The organism is Rhizobium sp. SG_E_25_P2 (assembly GCF_029892285.1).
GTDB lineage: Bacteria > Pseudomonadota > Alphaproteobacteria > Rhizobiales > Rhizobiaceae > Rhizobium_E.
Genome location: NZ_JARXVM010000019.1, coordinates 18,081 through 36,078, shown reverse-complemented (window position 1 = coordinate 36,078; position 17,998 = coordinate 18,081). Strand labels below are relative to the sequence as shown.

Genomic DNA, 17,998 nt, shown 5'->3' with positions numbered 1-17,998 from the left:
TCAAGTCGGTGACTCACATTTCGAGCCAATCCCTCCAACCCATGGAGATCCTTATGAAAGCTGGCCCGCGCAACCTGCTGACCGACGTCGCCGGCCTCACCGTGGGGCATGTGACAGACCCGAGGCTGAAATCCGGCGTCACCGCCATTCTCTGTGATCCGCCGGCCGTCGCCGCAGCGCATGTGATGGGCGGCGCGCCTGGAACCCGCGAGACTGATCTTCTGGAGCCGCACAACACGGTGCAGACCGTGGACGCCATCACGCTGTCGGGCGGCTCCGCCTTCGGCCTCGATGCGGCGTCAGGCGTGCAATCGGCCTTGCGGGAGATGGGCCGAGGCTTCGCGGTCGGCTCGGTGCGCGTGCCGATCGTGCCCGCCGCGATCCTGTTCGACCTGTTGAACGGCGGCGACAAGGACTGGGAGCGCCACTCGCCCTATCGCAATCTCGGCTACGAGGCGGCTCTCGCAGCTTCGGCCGAGTTCGAACTCGGCTCGGTCGGCGCCGGCGCCGGCGCGCTGACGGCGGGCCTCAAGGGCGGGCTGGGTTCTGCATCGGCCGTCCTTCCGAACGGCTTCACTGTGGGCGCCCTTGCCGCCGTCAATGCACTGGGCTCCGCCACCTTCGGCGCAACGCCCTATTTTCGCGCGGCGACGTTCGAGATCGAAGACGAGTTCGGCGGGCTCGGACTGCCGCCACACCTGCCGGAGGACGCAGCCAGGATCTTCACCAAAATGGATCTGGGACAGCCGAAAGACGCCAACACCACCATCGCCGTCATCGCCACCGATGCGATCCTGACCAAGGCCGAAGCCAAGCGGCTGGCGATGGCGGCGCATGACGGTTTCGCCCATGCGCTCTGGCCCTCGCATACGCCGTTTGACGGCGATATCGTTTTTGCATTGGCGACCGGCGCATCCGGGCGTCGGCCGGAACCGATGGATTTTGTGGCGCTGTCTGCAGCCGCCGCAGCCGTTATGGCCCGCGCCATCGCCCGCGGCGTCTACTCAGCCCAAGCCGAGGACGGCGACCTGCTGCCGGTGTGGACGGACCGCGCCCGCGCCTGATAAGTTCACCCTCAGAAAAAATCCGATTCACGGAGCCATCTATGCGCGCCTTCCTTACAGGTCTCCTGCTTGCCGCCGCGACGGCCGGCCCAGTGCTTGCCGACCCCACCGGCTCATGGTTGGTCAAGGGCGGCAATGCCGACGGATCGGGCGCCTATCAGGGCAAGATCTCCATCACCCGTGACGGCGAGACCTACAAGGCGATCTGGGTCGTCGGTTCGACGAAATTCACCGGCACGGGTATCGGCGGCGCTGTCATTGACGGCCTGTTCACGCCGGCGCCGGCGTCAGAGAGCGACAGCGCGATTTCGATCCTGTTCCGCAGCGGCAAGGATGTCGGCCTCGCCGTCTATTCCGAACAGGCCGATGGCAGCTGGAGCGGCGCCTGGACCTATGAAAACCTCAACCGCGTCGCTTATGAGACCTGGACGCCGAAAGATGGTCAGACCCCCACCAAGACCAAGACGGCGACAGTCAAAACCGACACCAAACCCCGCGCGCAAGCGCCCGCCGCGCCAAAACCCTGATCCGCACGACGCTAAACGGAGATCTCTTGTCCGCCATCGAAATCTATGTCGACGCCGACGCCTGCCCGGTGAAACCCGAAATCCTGAAAGTCGCCGAACGGCATGGTCTCAGGGTGACATTGGTCGCCAATTCCGGCTTGCGCCCGTCGCGCGATCCGCTTGTGCGCAACATTATCGTGTCCAATGGTTTTGACGCGGCCGACAACTGGATCGCCGACGAGGTCAAGGACAACGACATCGTCATCACCGCCGATGTGCCGCTCGCCGTGCGCTGCGTGGCCAAGGGCGCGCATGTAACCGGCCCGACCGGCCGCGTCTTCGACCAGACCAATATCGGCATGGCCTCGGCCATGCGCGACCTCGGCCAGCACCTGCGCGAAACCGGCGAAAGCAAAGGCTACAACGCCGCCTTTTCTCCCCGGGATCGCTCGGCTTTTCTGGAAACGCTGGAGAAATTGTGCCGGCGGGCGAAGGCGGGGGTATAAGATTGCACGACAGTTGCTGACGCGTTATCTTGCATCCAAGGAGAGACCACATGGCGTCTGTTAAGGCATCCGAGTTTGAACGTGAATTTGGATCTTGGCGGGATCGGATCCAAAGCGGTCCTATCGAGATCACAGACCGTGGACGCCCCTCAGCGTATCTCGTATCTGCGGAACTGTTTGACACCCTCTGGCGCAGCTTTCGCATGCGAGCCTCGGCAGGAGATCTGGCGGACGAAGATCTCGACCTGATAGCGAAGGCGGAGGTGGCTATTGAGACGCCTTTTAATCTCGACGATCTTCCCGATGACGCCGGGGATTCAGCGCTTCATAGCACATTGAGGTAATCGATGCGGATCCCGCCTGCGCCGCCGGTGGGTTATGTAGTCGCCTACGAATATTTGTGGTCGTCAAAAGCAGACAGACGTGAAGACGGTGAAAAAGTCTATCCGACAGCATTGATCCTGGCGAAGTCCATGGAATTTGGGTCTCCGCTGGTCTATGCCCTCGGCATATCCCACAAACCGCCAAAACCGACCGAACGCGCGCTCGAAGTGCCGCGAAAGCTGGCGCGTTGGCTCGGCCTCGACGACAGGCCGCAATGGCTCTACACCAATGAGATCAATATTTTCGTTTGGCCAGGTCCTGATTTGCGCCCCGCAAAGTGGATATCGTCGAGAAAGCTCCAGGACGACAGCTGCGTGCTTGGGCCACTGCCGACGGACTGGTTTGAAGAGGTGAAGCGGCATTTTCTGGAAACCGCGCGTCTTCAACGTCTGAAAGTGACCAAGCGTCTTGATCCACCCGCGGACGGCTGAGCGGTTGACCATGTCTGTGATTTGACAAGCATCACGCCCACATGGAAAGCAGTAAATGCCGCCCAACGGGCGACGCGATCAAAACAGAGACACCATCATGCTCCCCATCCTCCTCGTCGCGCTCGGCGGCGCACTCGGCTCCGTCGCCCGCTATCTCACAGGCGTTTTGACCACCCGCCTGTTTGGCCCGTCCTTTCCCTGGGGCACGCTGATCGTCAACATCGCCGGTTCTTTCGCCATCGGCCTCCTGGTGGAGCTGATCGCGCGCAGGCTCAATGCGTCGATGGAAATGCGGCTGTTTCTGGTCACCGGCGTCATGGGCGGGTTGACGACGCTGTCGTCTTTTTCGCTCGATTTCGCCACTTTGTTCGAGCGCGGCGACCTCGGCCTCGCTTTCGCCTATGTGGCCGCCACGCTGGTGATCTCGCTGGCGGCGGTTTTCGCAGGGCTGGCGCTCGGGCGCGCTTTGCTCTAAAGCCTGCCAAAAAGGAAAATTGAGACGATGGCTGGCGTAGAGCATAAACAGGTGGAAACAGACGAAGCGGGCATGCGGCTCGATCGCTGGTTCAAGGTTCACTATCCCGGACTGGGCTTCGGCCCGCTGCAGAAATTGCTGCGTTCCGGCCAGGTGCGCGTCGATGGCGGCCGGGTAAAATCCGATACCCGCGTCCAGCCCGGCCAGATGGTGCGCGTGCCGCCGCTCGACGTTGATGAGAAAAAGGGCAAGCCGCTGTCGGGCAAGGAGCTCTCGCATTCCAGCGATCACGAGCTTCTGTCGCGCATGGTGCTCTATGAAGACAAGAAGGTCATCGTGCTCAACAAGCCGCATGGCTTGCCCGTGCAGGGCGGCTCCGGCGTGGTGCGCAATGTCGACAAGATGTTGGAAGCCTGGACGAGCCCGCGCGGCGAAAAGCCCCGCCTCTGCCATCGTCTCGATCGCGACACCACCGGCGTTTTGGTGATCGCCCGCACCCGCGGCGCGGCGCAGGCGCTGACCGGCGCCTTCCGCGAGCGCGACACCAAGAAGACCTATTGGGCGCTGGTCAAGGGCATGCCCAAGCCGCATGAAGGCAAGATTTCGACCTGGTTGGTCAAGGAACAGACGCCGGATGGCGATCGCATGCGCGTCGCCAAGCATGGCGAAGACGGCGCCGATCACGCCGTGTCCTATTACCGCGTCCGCGAACACGCCGCCCAGCGCCTGACATGGCTGGAAATGGAGCCCTATACCGGCCGCACCCACCAGCTGCGCGTCCATGCCGCCCATATCGGCCATCCGATTATCGGCGATCCCAAATATTTCGAGGCCGAACAGGGCTGGGATTTCCCGGGCGGCGTGCAGAACAAACTGCATCTGCATGCCCGCCACATCGATATTCCGCATCCCGACGGCGGCCGCCTGCGCGTAACAGCCCCCCTTCCCCCGCATATGGTCCAGACCTGGAACCTGCTCGGCTTCGAGGAAGGCAACGGCGACGATTACGGGGAATGAGCCTGTGAAGTTGGTTCTTTTCGATTGCGACGGCACGCTGGTCGATAGCGGAAAGCTGATCCATGAAGTCATGGTGCGCACCTTCGTGCATCACGACATGCCCGAGCCGACTTACGAGGCGACGAAATCCATCATCGGCATCACGCTCGACAGCGCCATCGCCCGCATCATGGGCCAGGAGCATGTCGATGAGCGCGTGGCCGCGATGACGGCGCATTACAAGTCGATCTATAGCGATGTCCGCGCGCTGCCGCATTTTCAGGAGCCGCTGTTTGACGACATCGCCCATGTCATGGACACGCTGTCGGCGCGCGACGACCTGCTGCTCGGCGCGGTCACCGGCAAGTCGCGGCGCGGGCTGAACCTGATCGTCGATGCGCATGGCTTCGAGAAGACCTTCTTCGTGTCTCGCACGGCGGATGACTGCCCTTCCAAGCCGCATCCCGCCATGGTGCTGGAATGCTGCACCGACGCGGGTATCGACGCCGCCGACACCATTGTCATCGGCGATTCCATCTACGATATGGGCATGGCGAAAGCCGCCGGAGCGAAAGCAATTGGCGTCTCCTGGGGCTATTGCGCAGTTGACTCGCTCTGGGAAGCCGGCGCCGACGCCGTGCTTCATTCCCCTCTGGAGATCCTGGCCCATGTCTGAAGACGAAAAATCCATGCGCGACATTTTCAGCGATCTGGCAGCCCCGGTGCTTTCGGATGAAGACCCGACACGCCGCGCCCAGATCCAGATGAAGCGGCCGCTGCCGAAGCGTTTCTACAAGGACGTGTCGGTCGAGCAATCCGAAGCCGGTTATCAGATCCTGCTCGACGGCCGCCCGGTCAAGACGCCGATGAAATCTGCCCTCGTGCTGCCGACAGCCGCCGCCGCCGAAATCGTCGCTGCGGAATGGCGCGCCCAGGTCGAGGAGATCAATCCCGCCAAAATGCCGGCGACGCGGTTGGCCAACACCGCCATCGACGGCATTGCCCGAGAGATCGACGCTGTCGCGGAAGACATCGTCTCCTTTGCCGGCACGGATCTCCTTTGCTACCGCGCCGAACACCCCGAGCGACTTTCCAACCTTCAGGCAAAGCATTGGGATCCGGTGCTGTTCTGGGCGGCGGATGCGCTTGGCGCGCGCTTCATTCTGGCCGCCGGCGTCATGCATCAGGAACAGCCAGGCGAGGCGCTTGACGCCTATCGCCGCGCACTTTCTGATCATCATGCGCCTCTCGCGCTCGCAGCCCTGCACACGATCACCACCCTGACCGGCTCCGCGCTTCTGGCGCTGGCTTTCGCCAAGGGCAAGCTCGACGCCGAAGCGGCCTGGGTGGCCGCCCATGTCGACGAAGATTTCAATATCGAGCAATGGGGATCTGACGCCGAAGCAGAGGCGCGGCGCAAAGCCCGGTGGGTCGAGATGAAGACCGCAGCGGACCTGTTCGGCGCGATGCATCAGGATCAGGCGAGCGATAGGGCGGCGGATATGTGATGGCGAAACTGACGCGGGATTGGGATAGTTACAGGCTCGGCGACCGTGTGATCAGCAACAATGTCTGGAACAAGGGCGAGCTCCAGTCCGGCGTCGACTATAAACAGACCGTCACCCACGATCCCACCGACCTCAGTCGCGACATTACCTTCGCCTGGAACTGGCCGTCCGCCTCCGACGATGTGCTCGCCTATCCTGAACTCATTGTCGGCTACAAGCCATGGGACGAGTCGCTTCCGCCGGCGCAACGGCCGGACAGCCTCAGCAGCCGGATTTCCGACATCAAGAACTTTGTCGTCTCGCATGACATCGCCATCAGCGGACAGACCAGCAATTTCAACGTCGCCTATGATCTCTGGCTGACCGGCAAGGAACTCGGCGGAAGCGAGACGATCACCACCGAACTGATGGTTTGGGCGCATGCCTATGAGTTCGACATCGACCCAGCCTCGGTTGTCGGACGTTACGCCAACAGGGGCGTCAATTACACCATCATCACCTATGGCGATTTCCAGGCCGGCGACAATGACCAGACCTGGCGCTACATAGCCTTGATTCCGGACAAGGACGCCCTCAAGGCCAGCGTCGATATGCGCGACGTGCTCACGGAGCTGGTCGCGCGCGGTTTGGTGGACGAAAGCGACTTCGTTTCCGGTTATGAAATTGGCGCCGAAATTGTTCGTGGCAAGGGGAGCGTGACGCTCGAGAGCGTGCAACACGGCTTTTCGACCTATGGCGCACGCGCTGGCGACGATCTGCTCAAAGGCGATGGCGGCCGGGATCGATTGTTCGGCATGGCCGGCGATGACCGGCTCTATGGCCAGGGCGGCAACGACTATCTGCGCGGCGGCATCGGTTCCGATCAGTTGTTTGGCGGCGGCGGCAACGACATTTTCGTCTTCGACCGCACCGGGAAGAACGCCGACACAATCGGCGATTTCAAATCCGGCCGCGATCGCATTGAGCTGGACGGCAACATCTTCGATGCGCTCGGCAAGGGCGAACTGGAGGCCGCGGAATTCAAGCAGGGCAAGACGTTCGGCGACGCGACGCGCATTCTTTATGTTCGCGAAAGCGGCGTACTCTATTTCGACGCTGACGGGGACGGCGCCCAGCATGCCCGACAGCGCATCGGCGTGATTTCCAACGCCCCGACACTCCACGCGGATGATTTCTACACCGTCTGAGCGGCTGATCTTGGCCGCCCCGCGTCCGCATTAACCCTACGCTAACCATAAACGTTCATGGTCGCTTAAGCACTTGCTTATGGGGGAATCGAACGATGCTGGGGCTTTTTCTGCGCGTGGTCGTCATCTTAGCGGCTGGCGTCTTGCTGTCCGCCTGCGGAGCGAGACCCAAGAGCCTGCCCGAAGTGACGCAGATCTACGAGGTCCGCGCCGCGCTGGTGACCGGCAACGCCGGGGCCCCGAAAAAACTGATGACCGCCATTCAGGACCGGCTCGACGACGCGATCGCCGCCACCGTGCGACCCGTTCCCATGCCCAGGGCGGTGATGACGGTGCATATCGTCGACGTCCAGCAGGTTCCGACCGAAGATGGCCTGCAGACGCAGACCGAGATTTCGGTGATGCTCAGCGACGTTGTCTCAGGCCATCCCCTGCATGTGAAAAGCTATCTGGTGCTCAGCCTCTCGGTCGACAATCGCGCCGCCAAATGGGCCGCCGCCGAGGCGATTGCAGCCCGCCTGCGCTCCGAATATCGCCTGAACCAGCCGCCGATCGTCAAGCGCCTCACCCATGATCCCCGTCTTTCGACCAAGATGCGCGGACCCCTGCAGCCCGGCGAGCAGCCAGTCGCGCCCGCCGCCGAGCCCCAGGTCGAGCCGATCGTCATTCCCCTGAAAAACGCGCCAGTCGTCGGCGCCGATCAGGATCCGCTGCTGAACTCCAAGACCCCGGTTTCTGAACCGACGGCGCCGGCGACAGTGCCGCAGGCGGGGCTGAACGGCGCCGCGCAACCCGAAGCCGCAGCACCCGCCACCGTGGAAGACGGCGCCAAGGCGAAGGTCGTGATCATGCCGAAAAAAACGGAAACCCCGACGCCGCCTGAAACCGGCGCTCAGGCGGATGTCGCGCCGCAGCCGAAACAGGCGAACTCCGAGCCGCCTGCTGACGCCCCGGCGGACGATAGCGAGCCCTGCGTGGAAACGCTGGAGAAGAAGTGCTGAATTGCTCGTGAAAATCGCTTTGCCGGCCATGCCGGCAAGGCGAGAATGCCTCCAGAATAGAACGTATCGTCACCCTCGGCCTTGCGCCGTTCGCCACGTCGTGAAGGATAACGCGTGGGTAGATGCTCGGGACAAGCCCGAGCAGGACGGCGGTGAGCGTTGCGCCTCGATCAGCGGGGCAGATCATGCCCAACGGCACACCCTCTCCATCGTCCACCTCGGCATCGTGCCTAGGGTCTGAGCCGTTCAACCCGTCAGCAACGTCGTAAAGGATAACCCTTGGGTAGATGCTCGGGACAAGCCCGAGCAGGACGGCGGTGAGCGTTGCGCCTCGATCAGCGGGGCCGATCATGCCCAGCGGCACACCCTCGCGATCGTCACCCTCGGCCCTGTGCCGAGGGTCTGAGCCGTTCCACCCGTCCGCGACGTCGCGAAGGATAACGCGTGGGTAGATGCTCGGGACAAGCCCGAGCAGGACGGCGATCGATGTCGCGGCGCAGTCAGTCCGGGCTCACTTCGCCAGTCGCTCCGCATGCCAACGCAGATGGTCTTCCATGAAAGTCGAGATGAAGTAGTAGGAATGATCGTAGCGCTCGTGATTGCGCAGCGTCAGCTTCATGTCGGTGTTTTCAAGCGCTTCCTCAAACAGCCATGGGCGCAGGCCCGTCTGTAGGAAACTGTCGGCGAGGCCTTGGTCGATCAGGAATTCCGGGAAGGACATGCCGTCCTCGACCAGCGCCACAGCGTCATATTTCCGCCAGGCCATTTCGTCCGTACCGAGATATTTTTCCAAAGCCGGACGCGACCAGTCGGCGGTGGATGGCTGGACGATCGGCGCAAACGCCGAGCAGCTCTTGAAGCGGTCGGGATGTTTGAGCGCAATGGTGAGCGCGCCATGGCCGCCCATGGAATGGCCGAAAATGCCCTGTCGCGTCATGTCGGCGCGGAAGGTCTTGCCGATCAGCTCGGGCAATTCCTGGGTGATGTAGCTGTACATCTGATAGTTTTCGGCCCAGGGCGCCTCGGTGGCGTCGAGATAGAAGCCTGCGCCCTTGCCCATCTGCCAATTGGTCAGTTCATCCGGCACATCATTGCCGCGCGGCGAGGTGTCTGGGCAGACGATGATCAGGCCGAGTTCGGCGGCGAGACGGCGATATTCGCCCTTCTCCATGACATTGGCGTGGGTGCATGTCAGCCCCGAAAGATACCACACTACCGGGCACAGTTCGTCCTTGGCCTGCGGCGGCACGAAGACGGCGAAGGTCATGTCGCATTTGCAGGTTTCGGAGGCATGCGAAAACACGCCCTGCATGCCGCCATGCGCGATGGTTTCGGAAATGATGTTGAGCATAGATAGTCTCCTGTGAAATTAATTCGTCTTAATGCGCGGCGCGCGTGGCCGCCAGCCAATCGTGAAGCTCTTGTTCAAAACCAGGCTTCATGCGCCCGGCAATGCGCGCGCAGGCGTCGAACACGCTCGATAGGTCGTCGCTGTGATCGCTAACGGCGGTCCGGATTTCGGCGATCGTATCCTCGAAACCCCGATAGCGATCGGGGGTCTGGGCTGCGTTGCGCAGCAGTGAGCCCAGAAGCGCGATCGTAGCGGTGTAAAGCGCCTTCAGACGATCGAGATCCGACAGCCGCAGCGATGGTCGCTGGGTCGTGACATAGATGTCGATATATTTGAACAGTGTGTGAAATTTGGCCGACCAATCGGGCAGGCCGGCGTCGAGATAGAAACTCCTGACCGTCGCATCGATGCTCGCCTGCCGGCGCCAGCGCCCGAGATCATAGCGGTAGAGTGTCGAAGGATCGTGGGCGACCTTGCCCTCGAACAGAAGCGACGTCGTCACCGCCCAGTCGAAATCACCGATCACGGTCTTGCGCTGACGCCAATAGGGTTCATGCACAGCCAGGAAGGAATCCCGGCGGAAAAAACTGTAGTAAAGCGAATTGCAGCCGCCGCGGCGCTGCGCATATGCGTGGAAACGATCGACCGCCGTTTCCTCCGGCAAGCCGTAGTCGAGCCGCCGCAGTTCCGGCTCCCCTTCAGCGAAAATCACCACGGTTGGCCGCGCTCCGACGCAATCAGCGGGCAGTCTGGCGAGATCGATGCCCGGCGCGCCCGCCACGTTTTCGATGAAATCGTCATCGCCGACCGGAAGTATGAAGGGCGTATCGGCAGCCTCGACCGTCCGCATCAGGTTTTCGAGCGGTCCCGCGCCGGGATTTTGCAAAACCGTGACCCTGTCGGCGGCATGCGCGTAATGTCCAGCCTTGTCGAGACCATCGGAATTGTCCGAGATGATCAGCCGAAAGTTCCTCGCCCGCGCGTAAGCGATCATATTGTCGATAGAAGGCCTGGCCGTCGCCAGCGGCCGCCTGCTGGGCATACAGAGACTGACAAGAGCCATTCAGCATCCTCATTTTGGGCCTCGCTCCTCGCGAAGTTTGGCCCAATATAGCAGACGCTTGTTTAGTTCGCGCTCAAATCCGCGCTCCGGAGGCGCATAATAGCGGCGCCGTCCCATCTTTTCCGGGAAATAATTCTGGCCGGAAAAAGCGTCGGGCTCGTCGTGATCATAGCGATAGCCGTCGCCATAGCCTTCGCTCGACATCAGCTTGGTCGGCGCGTTGAGAATGTGCTTGGGCGGCAAAAGCGAGCCATTGGCTTTCGCGTCGCGCACCGCCGCCTTATAGGCGACATAGGCGCCGTTGGATTTCGGCGCGGTCGCCAGATAGATGCAGGCATTGGCGAGCGCGAGCTCCCCTTCCGGCGAACCGAGGAAATCATAGGCGTCCTTGGCGGCGTTGCAGACCACCAGCGCCTGCGGATCGGCAAGCCCGATATCCTCCACCGCCATGCGCACGAAGCGGCGGGCGACGAACAGCGGATCTTCGCCAGCGTCGAGCATCCGGCACATATAGTAGAGCGCCGCATCCGGATCGGAACCGCGGATCGATTTGTGCAGGGCCGAGATCAGATTGTAATGGCCGTCCTGACCCTTGTCATAGATCGGCGCGCGGCGCTGGACGACATTCAGCAGCTGCGCGGAATCGAACAGTTCGCCGTCGCGCGCCGCCCGCCACACTTCCTCGGACAATGTCAGGATAGCGCGGCCGTCGCCGTCGGCAAGCGTTAAAAGCAGCGCGCGCGCTTCCTCGTCAACGGGCAAAGGCTTGCCCATCTCGGCCTCGGCGCGGGCGAGCAGCAAGGCGAGGCTTGCCTCGTCATGCGATTTGAAGGTCAGCACGCGGGCGCGCGACAAAAGCGCGGCGTTTAGTTCGAAGGACGGATTTTCGGTGGTGGCGCCGACCAGCACGATGGTGCCGTCCTCCATCACCGGCAGGAAACTGTCCTGCTGCGAGCGATTGAAGCGATGGATCTCGTCGACGAACAACAGCGTCTGACGCCCCTGCTCCCGCCGCATCCGCGCCGCCTCGAACACTTTCTTGAGATCGGCGACGCCGGAAAAGATCGCCGAGATCTGCTCGAAATAGAGATCCGTTTCGCGGCTCAGCAGCCGCGCCACGGTGGTCTTGCCGGTGCCGGGCGGTCCCCAGAAGATCATCGAGCCCAGCGATTTCGCTTCGATCATCCGCGTCAGCGCGCCATCAGGCCCGGTCAGGTGCTCCTGGCCGGACACCTCGGCGAGGTTTTTCGGCCGGAGACGATCGGCGAGCGGCCGGATGGCGTCAGCAACGCCGGCATGATCGAACAGACTGCTCATCGAATGAACTGCCGGATGCGCTGGCCGCCGCGATCGATCTCGACGCGCCAGAAATTGGGATCGGACTCGAGTATGGACTGCAGCCCCTCGGTGGAGGTGATCTCCTGGCCATTGACCGCGATGATGATGTCGCGGGGCGCAAAGCCGAGGCGCGCGGCCGGGGAGCCTCGGGAAATTTCCTGGATCACCACGCCGGTGGCTTCCGCCGGCATCTGCAGTTCCTGGGCGAGACGAGGCGACAGATTGGCCACCAGCGCCCCGGCGAAAGGATTGCGGCCGTCGATCAGCCGCTCGTCCTTGGGCCGCGTTTCGGGCGCCTGCTGCAGGGTCATGCGGATTTCGCGCTCCTCGCCATTGTCAGAGACAGCAAGCGTCACGGTCGAGCCGAGGCCGGCGGTGGTCAGGCGATAGCCGAGCGCGTCGGGATGCTCGACGGCGCGGCCATTGACAGCGGTGACGACCTCGCCTGGGCGCAGGCCCGCTTTATCCGCCGGGCCGTCCTTGACGATCTTGGTGACGAGCGCGCCACGGGCGAGCTTGAGACCGAGTGCTTCGGCGACTTCAGACGTCACGGGCTCAAAGGACGCGCCGACATAGGGACGAGTGAAGCCGCTCTGGCCGCCGCGCCCCGCCTCGATGAACACTTTCACCAGATTGGCGGGAATGGCGAAGCCGATACCGTTCGAGCCGCCGTCGCGCGAGACGATGGCGGTGTTGAGGCCGATCAACTCGCCATGCATATTGATCAGCGCGCCGCCGGAATTGCCGGGATTGATCGAGGCGTCGGTCTGGATGAAGAAGGAGAAGTCGCCCTCGCCCACCCGGTTGCGGGCCAGCGCCGAGACGATGCCTGACGTCACCGTCTGGCCGACGCCGAAGGGATTGCCGACCGCCAGTACGAGATCGCCGACTTCGACGCCGTCGGAATCGCCGATCGGCAGCGCCTCGAACGATCCGCCGCCCTGGACTTTCAAGAGCGCAAGATCGAGCCGCTCATCCTTGAAGGTGACCTTGGCGGAGTATTCGCGTCCATCCGACAGCGCGATCTTGATGTCGTCGGCGCCCGAGATGACATGGTTGTTGGTGACGACGAGGCCATCCTTGCCGATGATCACGCCCGAGCCGAGCGAACTCTGCTTTTCCGTGCGATTGGGCAGCCGCTGGCCGAAGAATTCCTGGAAAAACGGGTCAGAATAAAGCGACGGGCGCTGCACGACCTTCTCGGCATAGACATTCACCACCGCCCCGGCGGTCTGCTTCACGAGCGGCGCGAATGACAGCTGAATTTCAGCTCGGCTTTGCGGAAGAGTCCTCGATTCCTCCGCGCCAACAGGCGCGGCGAGTGACACAGCCATGACCATCAACAGGATGCGCGGACGAAACAGCATGTGATTCCCTTTGTTCTTGCGGTTTTCTTTCTCTCATTCCAGCGCGCGGCTTGCCAAGTGCGGCAACGACGCTTTGCGCCGGCCGCACTATAACGCGCCGATCGGGGCGAGATTTCATCCCATCGCAGAAAAATCAGTGGGCAGGCGCAAAACTCTCGGCGCGGGCGATCTGCCAGGGAATGTGGAAGCGCACGTCACTGGTCCCTTCCAGGAGTTCGCCGGTCCGAAGCGGCGGATAAAGATGGGTAAAGGTCGTGACCTGGCTGTGGTTGATGCGCTTGTGGAAATGGAAGAGCTTGAATTCGGATGGGTGATGCAGGCCGGCGCCCGCCACCACTTCCGCCAAAGCCTCCAGCGTCTTGGCGTGGAATTGCGCCACCCGCGTCGCCTTGTCCGGCACCACCAGCGCCCGCTGGCGATGCTCGTCCTGGGTGGCGACGCCGACCGGACAGTGATCGGTGTGACAGGCCTGGGACTGGATGCAGCCGATGGAGAACATGAAGCCGCGCGCCATGTTGACCCAATCGGCGCCGAGCGCCATGACCCGACCGATGTCGAAGGCCGAGATGATCATGCCGGAGGCGCCGAGGCGGATCTTGTCGCGCAGGCCTGCGCCTGTCAGCGCATTGTGCACGAATGTGAGGCCTTCACGCAGCGGCATGCCGATATGATCAATATATTCGGACGGCGCAGCGCCTGTGCCGCCCTCCTTGCCGTCGACCACGATGAAATCGGGCGTTATGCCTGTCGCCAGCATCGCCTTGACCACCGCCAGGAATTCATGGGCATGGCCGATGCAGAGCTTGAAGCCCACCGGCTTGCCGCCCGACAGTTTGCGCAATTGCACGATGAAGGCCATCAATTCCAGTGGCGTCGAAAAGGCCGGATGACCGGCCGGCGACACGCAATCGCGATCCATGGGGATGCCGCGGATCTCGGCGATCTCTTCGGTGATCTTGGCTTTCGGCAGCACGCCGCCATGGCCGGGTTTGGCCCCCTGGCTGAGCTTGATCTCGATCATCTTGACCTGGGGATCGGCCGCCGCCTTTTCAAAACGCTCCGGCGAAAACGAACCATCGTCATTGCGGCAACCGAAATAGCCGGACCCGATTTCCCAGATCAGGTCGCCGCCATATTCGCGGTGATAGGGCGAGATGCCGCCCTCGCCGGTGTCATGGGCGAAGCCGCCGATCTTTGCGCCCTTGTTGAGCGCGCGGATGGCGTTGGCCGACAGCGAGCCGAAGCTCATGGCGGAAATGTTCAGCACCGAATGGCTGTAAGGCTGGGCGCAATCTGGCCCGCCGACGATGACGCGGAAATGGTGATCAGAAATCCTGGTCGGGGCCAGCGAATGCGAGATCCACTCGTAGCGGGGCTCGTAGACGTCATATTCGGTGCCGAAGGGGCGCTTATCGAGCTGGCCCTTGGCGCGTTGATAGGCGAGCGAACGCTTGTCGCGCGGGAAAGGCCGACCGTCCTTTTCGCCCTCGAAGAAATATTGCCGGATCTTCGGACGCAGATCTTCCATGATGTAGCGCGCATGCCCGCTGATCGGATAGTTGCGCAAAACCGCGTGCCGGCTCTGGACGAGATCATGCACGCCAACCGCCGACAGGAACAGAAACAGCAGGAAAAAGCCCAGCAGCACAGGATGGAAAAACCCCATCACAAGCAGCGCCAGACCGAAAATGGCCAGGCAGGCGATACTGATGGTGAGCGGCAGGATACGGGCGGAGAAGATCAGACGAAGCGCGGTCATGGATGCTACCCGGAATGAGGCGGAGATCCGTAATTTAGATGAATTCGATTATACAAACGTGAAGCCCAGGCGGATGGACGCAGGCTTTTTCGTCGGGACTGCGCCTTGCCTGTGGATCACGAAATCGCCAGCCGGCCACGCAGCTTCATTCCAGTCTCTTCCGCCGACGCGAAGATGACTTCTCCCGACGCCGGAAAGATGCCCGTAAGGCCGGTGATATTGACCTGATGGGTGACGAGCACGACGGGCGACGCCGCTTTCAGGCTCAGGATCCAGGCGAGCGTCTGCCGGGTCCGCGTCTCGGCTTGGCCGGGTTCGTCGAAAAAGGAATTCAAAAGCGGCTGTTCGTCCACGGCGGGCAACATCAACGCGCGCGCCGTCTCCAGGCAGCGGCACCATTGGCTCGAATAGACGTCCGCGTCGTCAATTCCGTTGGCGCGGAACATCGCGCCGATCCGCCGCGCCTGCGCCCTGCCCTCGTCAGACAGGTTTCGCTGCGTCGAACAGTCCCGCAGCCGAAAGCCCGGCGGATCGCCCGATCCGGGCGCTGTCGCGTGCCGAATCAGCGCCACCGACTCGCCACGTCGCAATAGCGCCCAGGGCGTTTCGGACCTTGCGGCGCCGGCGACGAACAGGCCGGCGGCGCCAAGACAAAATGCGCGTCTCTCCATCAGCGGCATGACCGGTCTCCCTTCCAGTCCGAAGCGATACGATGTCGGACGCCCTGGAGAAGCGTCCGACATTTATAACGCCTGAAGTTCGAGACGGATCAGTCGCCGTCACGATCAGCCGACGGCGCGAAGTGGAACAGGCGCGCGGCGGCCGCCCCGCCCGGCCTCCAGCCGGAACCGGGCGATCAACCGCGACAGATGGTTGGCGTCATCGGCGAGCCGGCTGGTGCTCGCCGTCGTCTCCTCGGCCATGGCGGCATTGCGCTGGGTGACCTGGTCGAGCTGATTGACCGCCTCGTTGATCTCCTGCAGCTTATAGGACTGGTCCTGCGCGCCGGACGAGATTTCCTTCACATGCGTGTTCACATCGCCGACATGCTGGCGAATGGAGGTGAGGACATTGCCGGTGGCGGTGACGAGCCTGACGCCTTCGGTGACCTCGGCGCTGGACTTGCCGATAAGGGCCTTGATATCCTTGGCGGCGCCGGCCGAGCGGCTGGCGAGTTCACGCACTTCCTGGGCGACGACCGCAAAGCCTTTGCCGGCTTCTCCTGCGCGCGCCGCCTCAACCCCGGCGTTCAGCGCCAAGAGATTGGTCTGGAAGGCGATCTCGTCGATGACATTGATGATCTTGCCGATTTCTGTCGAGGCCTGTTCGATGCGCTCCATCGCCGCCACCGCCTCGCCGACCACGGTCGAGGATTTTTCCGTGCTGTTATGGGCGAGCGTCACGGCCTTGGCGGCCTCGATGGCGCGCTCGGTGGAATGACGCACCGCCACCGTGATCTCTTCCAGCGCCGAGGATGTCTCCTCCAGCGCCGCCGCCTGCTGTTCGGTGCGGCGCGACAGATCCTCGGACGCCAGGCGCAGCTCGCCCGAGCCGGAATTGATCATGTCGATGGAGGCGCGCACTTCGGTCACCAGCATGCGCAGCACGTCCATGGTCTGGTTGACATTGTGCTGCAATTCGGAGAACGCGCCCTGAAAGGCGCCGCGCATCTTTTCGGTCAGATCGCCGTCCGACAGCGCCGACATCACCCGGCGGACTTCGGAAAGCCCAGAACCGATCGATTCCACCAGTTCGTTCATCGAGCCCGCAAAGGCGTTGAGATCGGCATTGCCGAAATCGGCGCGGATGCGGCGGCTAAAATCGCCTTCCACGGCGGCGGCGACGATTTCGGCGATGGCGGCCTGCAGCGCCTCGCATTGCTCCTTCAGCCGTCGCTCCTGCTCGTTCATCGACCGGACGCGGATGGCGTTCTGCTTGAACACATCGACGGCGCGGGCCATGTCGCCGATTTCGTTGCCCCGGTCCAGATAGCCGATCGAGACGTCGAGATCGCCCCCGGCCAGACGGCGCATCAGCGCGGTGGTCTGGCCGATCGGACGCGAAACATGCCGGATGACGAAGGCCATCGCGCCGGCGCCCACCGCCAATCCGAGCAGCAGCACCGCGAAACTGGCGATCCGGGCGTTGCGGTAACCGCTGATCGCCTCCTGATGCATATCCTCGGCGGCCTGGACATTGGCGTCGCGGAACCGGTCGGCCGCATCGTCGATCGCGCCATAGATCGCGGTCATGGTGTTGATCAGCAGGTCGGAGGCCTCCTTCTTCTGCCCGGCCCGCGACAGCGCGATCATCTGATCATGCGCGGCGAGATAGGCGGACAACCGCTCCTTGAACTCGGCATAGGCGGCCTTTTCCTCGGGCAGCGAAATCAGCGCCTCATAGATGGCCATGCGGTCGCGCAGCTTGCCGAGATCCTTGGCGATCTGCTTTTCGGTGGCGGCCATTTCCTCGGGGCTGCGGTCGACGAGATGCCGGTTCTGCAGGCCGCGCAGATTGGCGATGGTGATGTTGAGCCGGTTGGTGATGTCCACCGCCGGCAGCGCCTTGGCGGCGAGACGCTCGGTGTTGTCGAACACGCCGCCGATCGACAGAAGGCCGAAGCCGCCTTGGGCGACCAGAAGCGCCAACAAGGCCGCCATCATGGCGATGAGCGAAATTTTCAAGGAGAGCGTCTTTTTCAGCATTCGAGTTCCCCATTATGGTGTCGAATTTCTACAATCGCGCAGTTGCAACTTTACACACTCGCGCCGGCGGATGGATGTCGGATAGCGTTTGCCGTTTGGCAAAACGGACACCGGTATGCATATGAGAGGTTTGTCATGCTGCTGAACGTCGCACGGCAATGGCTGCGCTCAGGAGAGCTCACCGGAACATCCGGAAACAGCAGGCCATGAAGATGTTCGCTATTACTCTGCGTTGCCGCGATGATATGAAAACGTGCGTTTAAAATATACTAACAGGTTGCATTCAATAGTGTTAAAATACAAGATTTTTGCGGATCATCTGATTTTTTCCGCCCGAACTTCGGTGCTACGCGCAAG

The 17,998-nt window shown here is 62.4% G+C and carries 18 protein-coding genes; 11 read left to right on the top strand and 7 right to left on the bottom strand.

The genetic code is table 11. The features are described from left to right. Positions 1–53 precede the first annotated feature (53 nt). From M2360_RS21895 to M2360_RS21845, 11 genes are all read left to right on the top strand, one after another. Positions 54–1,064, top strand: coding sequence for a P1 family peptidase (locus M2360_RS21895; RefSeq protein WP_280777511.1), 1,011 nt, complete (start codon positions 54–56; stop codon positions 1,062–1,064). Between the two features lie 41 nt (positions 1,065–1,105). Then, positions 1,106–1,591: a hypothetical protein gene (locus M2360_RS21890; RefSeq protein ID WP_280777510.1), complete on the top strand. Its 486-nt coding sequence runs from the start codon at positions 1,106–1,108 to the stop codon at positions 1,589–1,591. 26 nt (positions 1,592–1,617) lie between these two features. Beyond that, positions 1,618–2,076: a YaiI/YqxD family protein gene (locus M2360_RS21885; RefSeq protein WP_280777509.1), complete on the top strand. Its 459-nt coding sequence runs from the start codon at positions 1,618–1,620 to the stop codon at positions 2,074–2,076. A gap of 50 nt (positions 2,077–2,126) precedes the next feature. After that, on the top strand, positions 2,127–2,420 hold the full coding sequence (locus M2360_RS21880; protein ID WP_280777508.1) for a type II toxin-antitoxin system prevent-host-death family antitoxin: 294 nt from the start codon (positions 2,127–2,129) through the stop codon (positions 2,418–2,420). 129 nt (positions 2,421–2,549) lie between these two features. Then, positions 2,550–2,891 (top strand): hypothetical protein, encoded by a 342-nt coding sequence (locus M2360_RS21875; RefSeq protein WP_280777507.1) that lies wholly within the window; start codon positions 2,550–2,552, stop codon positions 2,889–2,891. A 97-nt stretch (positions 2,892–2,988) separates the two neighbouring features. Beyond that, a complete protein-coding gene (gene crcB / locus M2360_RS21870) occupies positions 2,989–3,366 on the top strand; it encodes a fluoride efflux transporter CrcB (protein WP_280777506.1) in 378 nt (125 codons plus the stop codon). A gap of 27 nt (positions 3,367–3,393) precedes the next feature. Continuing rightward, on the top strand, positions 3,394–4,383 hold the full coding sequence (locus M2360_RS21865) for an RluA family pseudouridine synthase (RefSeq protein ID WP_280777505.1): 990 nt from the start codon (positions 3,394–3,396) through the stop codon (positions 4,381–4,383). 4 nt (positions 4,384–4,387) lie between these two features. Next, complete coding sequence (locus M2360_RS21860) at positions 4,388–5,038, top strand: HAD-IA family hydrolase (protein WP_280777504.1); 651 nt, start codon at positions 4,388–4,390, stop codon at positions 5,036–5,038. 13 nt (positions 5,039–5,051) lie between these two features. Beyond that, complete coding sequence (locus M2360_RS21855) at positions 5,052–5,870, top strand: ATP12 family protein (protein ID WP_280777582.1); 819 nt, start codon at positions 5,052–5,054, stop codon at positions 5,868–5,870. Continuing rightward, a complete protein-coding gene (locus tag M2360_RS21850) occupies positions 5,870–7,057 on the top strand; it encodes a hypothetical protein (RefSeq protein WP_280777503.1) in 1,188 nt (395 codons plus the stop codon). The genes M2360_RS21855 and M2360_RS21850 overlap by 1 nt, the downstream gene beginning before the upstream one ends. 95 nt (positions 7,058–7,152) lie before the next feature. Continuing rightward, a complete protein-coding gene (locus M2360_RS21845) occupies positions 7,153–8,058 on the top strand; it encodes a hypothetical protein (RefSeq protein WP_280777502.1) in 906 nt (301 codons plus the stop codon). 511 nt (positions 8,059–8,569) lie between these two features. Here M2360_RS21845 and fghA read toward each other — a convergent pair. The 7 genes from fghA to M2360_RS21810 form a co-directional block, all read right to left on the bottom strand. After that, complete coding sequence (gene fghA / locus M2360_RS21840) at positions 8,570–9,409, bottom strand: S-formylglutathione hydrolase (RefSeq protein WP_280777501.1); 840 nt, start codon at positions 9,407–9,409, stop codon at positions 8,570–8,572. A gap of 28 nt (positions 9,410–9,437) precedes the next feature. After that, a complete protein-coding gene (locus tag M2360_RS21835) occupies positions 9,438–10,472 on the bottom strand; it encodes a hypothetical protein (protein WP_280777500.1) in 1,035 nt (344 codons plus the stop codon). Between the two features lie 9 nt (positions 10,473–10,481). Further along, positions 10,482–11,789 carry a replication-associated recombination protein A gene (locus tag M2360_RS21830; RefSeq protein WP_280777499.1) on the bottom strand — a complete coding sequence of 436 codons (1,308 nt, stop codon included), beginning with the start codon at positions 11,787–11,789 and terminating at the stop codon, positions 10,482–10,484. After that, complete coding sequence (locus M2360_RS21825) at positions 11,786–13,177, bottom strand: DegQ family serine endoprotease (RefSeq protein ID WP_280777498.1); 1,392 nt, start codon at positions 13,175–13,177, stop codon at positions 11,786–11,788. The genes M2360_RS21830 and M2360_RS21825 overlap by 4 nt, the downstream gene beginning before the upstream one ends. Before the next feature lie 133 nt (positions 13,178–13,310). After that, the gene (locus M2360_RS21820; protein ID WP_280777497.1) at positions 13,311–14,936 is read right to left on the bottom strand and encodes an FMN-binding glutamate synthase family protein; all 1,626 of its coding nucleotides are present in this window, start codon (positions 14,934–14,936) and stop codon (positions 13,311–13,313) included. Between the two features lie 116 nt (positions 14,937–15,052). Further along, the gene (locus tag M2360_RS21815; RefSeq protein WP_280777496.1) at positions 15,053–15,616 is read right to left on the bottom strand and encodes a histidine phosphatase family protein; all 564 of its coding nucleotides are present in this window, start codon (positions 15,614–15,616) and stop codon (positions 15,053–15,055) included. A gap of 105 nt (positions 15,617–15,721) precedes the next feature. Further along, positions 15,722–17,641, bottom strand: coding sequence for a methyl-accepting chemotaxis protein (locus M2360_RS21810; protein ID WP_280777495.1), 1,920 nt, complete (start codon positions 17,639–17,641; stop codon positions 15,722–15,724). Between the last annotated feature and the right edge of the window lie 357 nt (positions 17,642–17,998).

Excerpts from the sequence above, each read along its gene's own strand:
- M2360_RS21895 (WP_280777511.1), top strand. The coding sequence starts at position 54 with ATGAAAGCTGGCCCGCGCAACCTGCTGACCGACGTCGCCGGCCTCACC.
- M2360_RS21890 (WP_280777510.1), top strand. The coding sequence starts at position 1,106 with ATGCGCGCCTTCCTTACAGGTCTCCTGCTTGCCGCCGCGACGGCCGGC.
- M2360_RS21880 (WP_280777508.1), top strand. The coding sequence starts at position 2,127 with ATGGCGTCTGTTAAGGCATCCGAGTTTGAACGTGAATTTGGATCTTGG.
- M2360_RS21875 (WP_280777507.1), top strand. The coding sequence starts at position 2,550 with ATGGAATTTGGGTCTCCGCTGGTCTATGCCCTCGGCATATCCCACAAA.
- crcB (WP_280777506.1), top strand. The coding sequence starts at position 2,989 with ATGCTCCCCATCCTCCTCGTCGCGCTCGGCGGCGCACTCGGCTCCGTC.
- M2360_RS21865 (WP_280777505.1), top strand. The coding sequence starts at position 3,394 with ATGGCTGGCGTAGAGCATAAACAGGTGGAAACAGACGAAGCGGGCATG.
- M2360_RS21855 (WP_280777582.1), top strand. The coding sequence starts at position 5,052 with ATGCGCGACATTTTCAGCGATCTGGCAGCCCCGGTGCTTTCGGATGAA.
- M2360_RS21850 (WP_280777503.1), top strand. The coding sequence starts at position 5,870 with ATGGCGAAACTGACGCGGGATTGGGATAGTTACAGGCTCGGCGACCGT.
- M2360_RS21845 (WP_280777502.1), top strand. The coding sequence starts at position 7,153 with ATGCTGGGGCTTTTTCTGCGCGTGGTCGTCATCTTAGCGGCTGGCGTC.
- fghA (WP_280777501.1), bottom strand. The coding sequence starts at position 9,409 with ATGCTCAACATCATTTCCGAAACCATCGCGCATGGCGGCATGCAGGGC.
- M2360_RS21835 (WP_280777500.1), bottom strand. The coding sequence starts at position 10,472 with ATGGCTCTTGTCAGTCTCTGTATGCCCAGCAGGCGGCCGCTGGCGACG.
- M2360_RS21830 (WP_280777499.1), bottom strand. The coding sequence starts at position 11,789 with ATGAGCAGTCTGTTCGATCATGCCGGCGTTGCTGACGCCATCCGGCCG.
- M2360_RS21825 (WP_280777498.1), bottom strand. The coding sequence starts at position 13,177 with ATGCTGTTTCGTCCGCGCATCCTGTTGATGGTCATGGCTGTGTCACTC.
- M2360_RS21820 (WP_280777497.1), bottom strand. The coding sequence starts at position 14,936 with ATGACCGCGCTTCGTCTGATCTTCTCCGCCCGTATCCTGCCGCTCACC.
- M2360_RS21815 (WP_280777496.1), bottom strand. The coding sequence starts at position 15,616 with ATGCCGCTGATGGAGAGACGCGCATTTTGTCTTGGCGCCGCCGGCCTG.
- M2360_RS21810 (WP_280777495.1), bottom strand. The coding sequence starts at position 17,641 with ATGCTGAAAAAGACGCTCTCCTTGAAAATTTCGCTCATCGCCATGATG.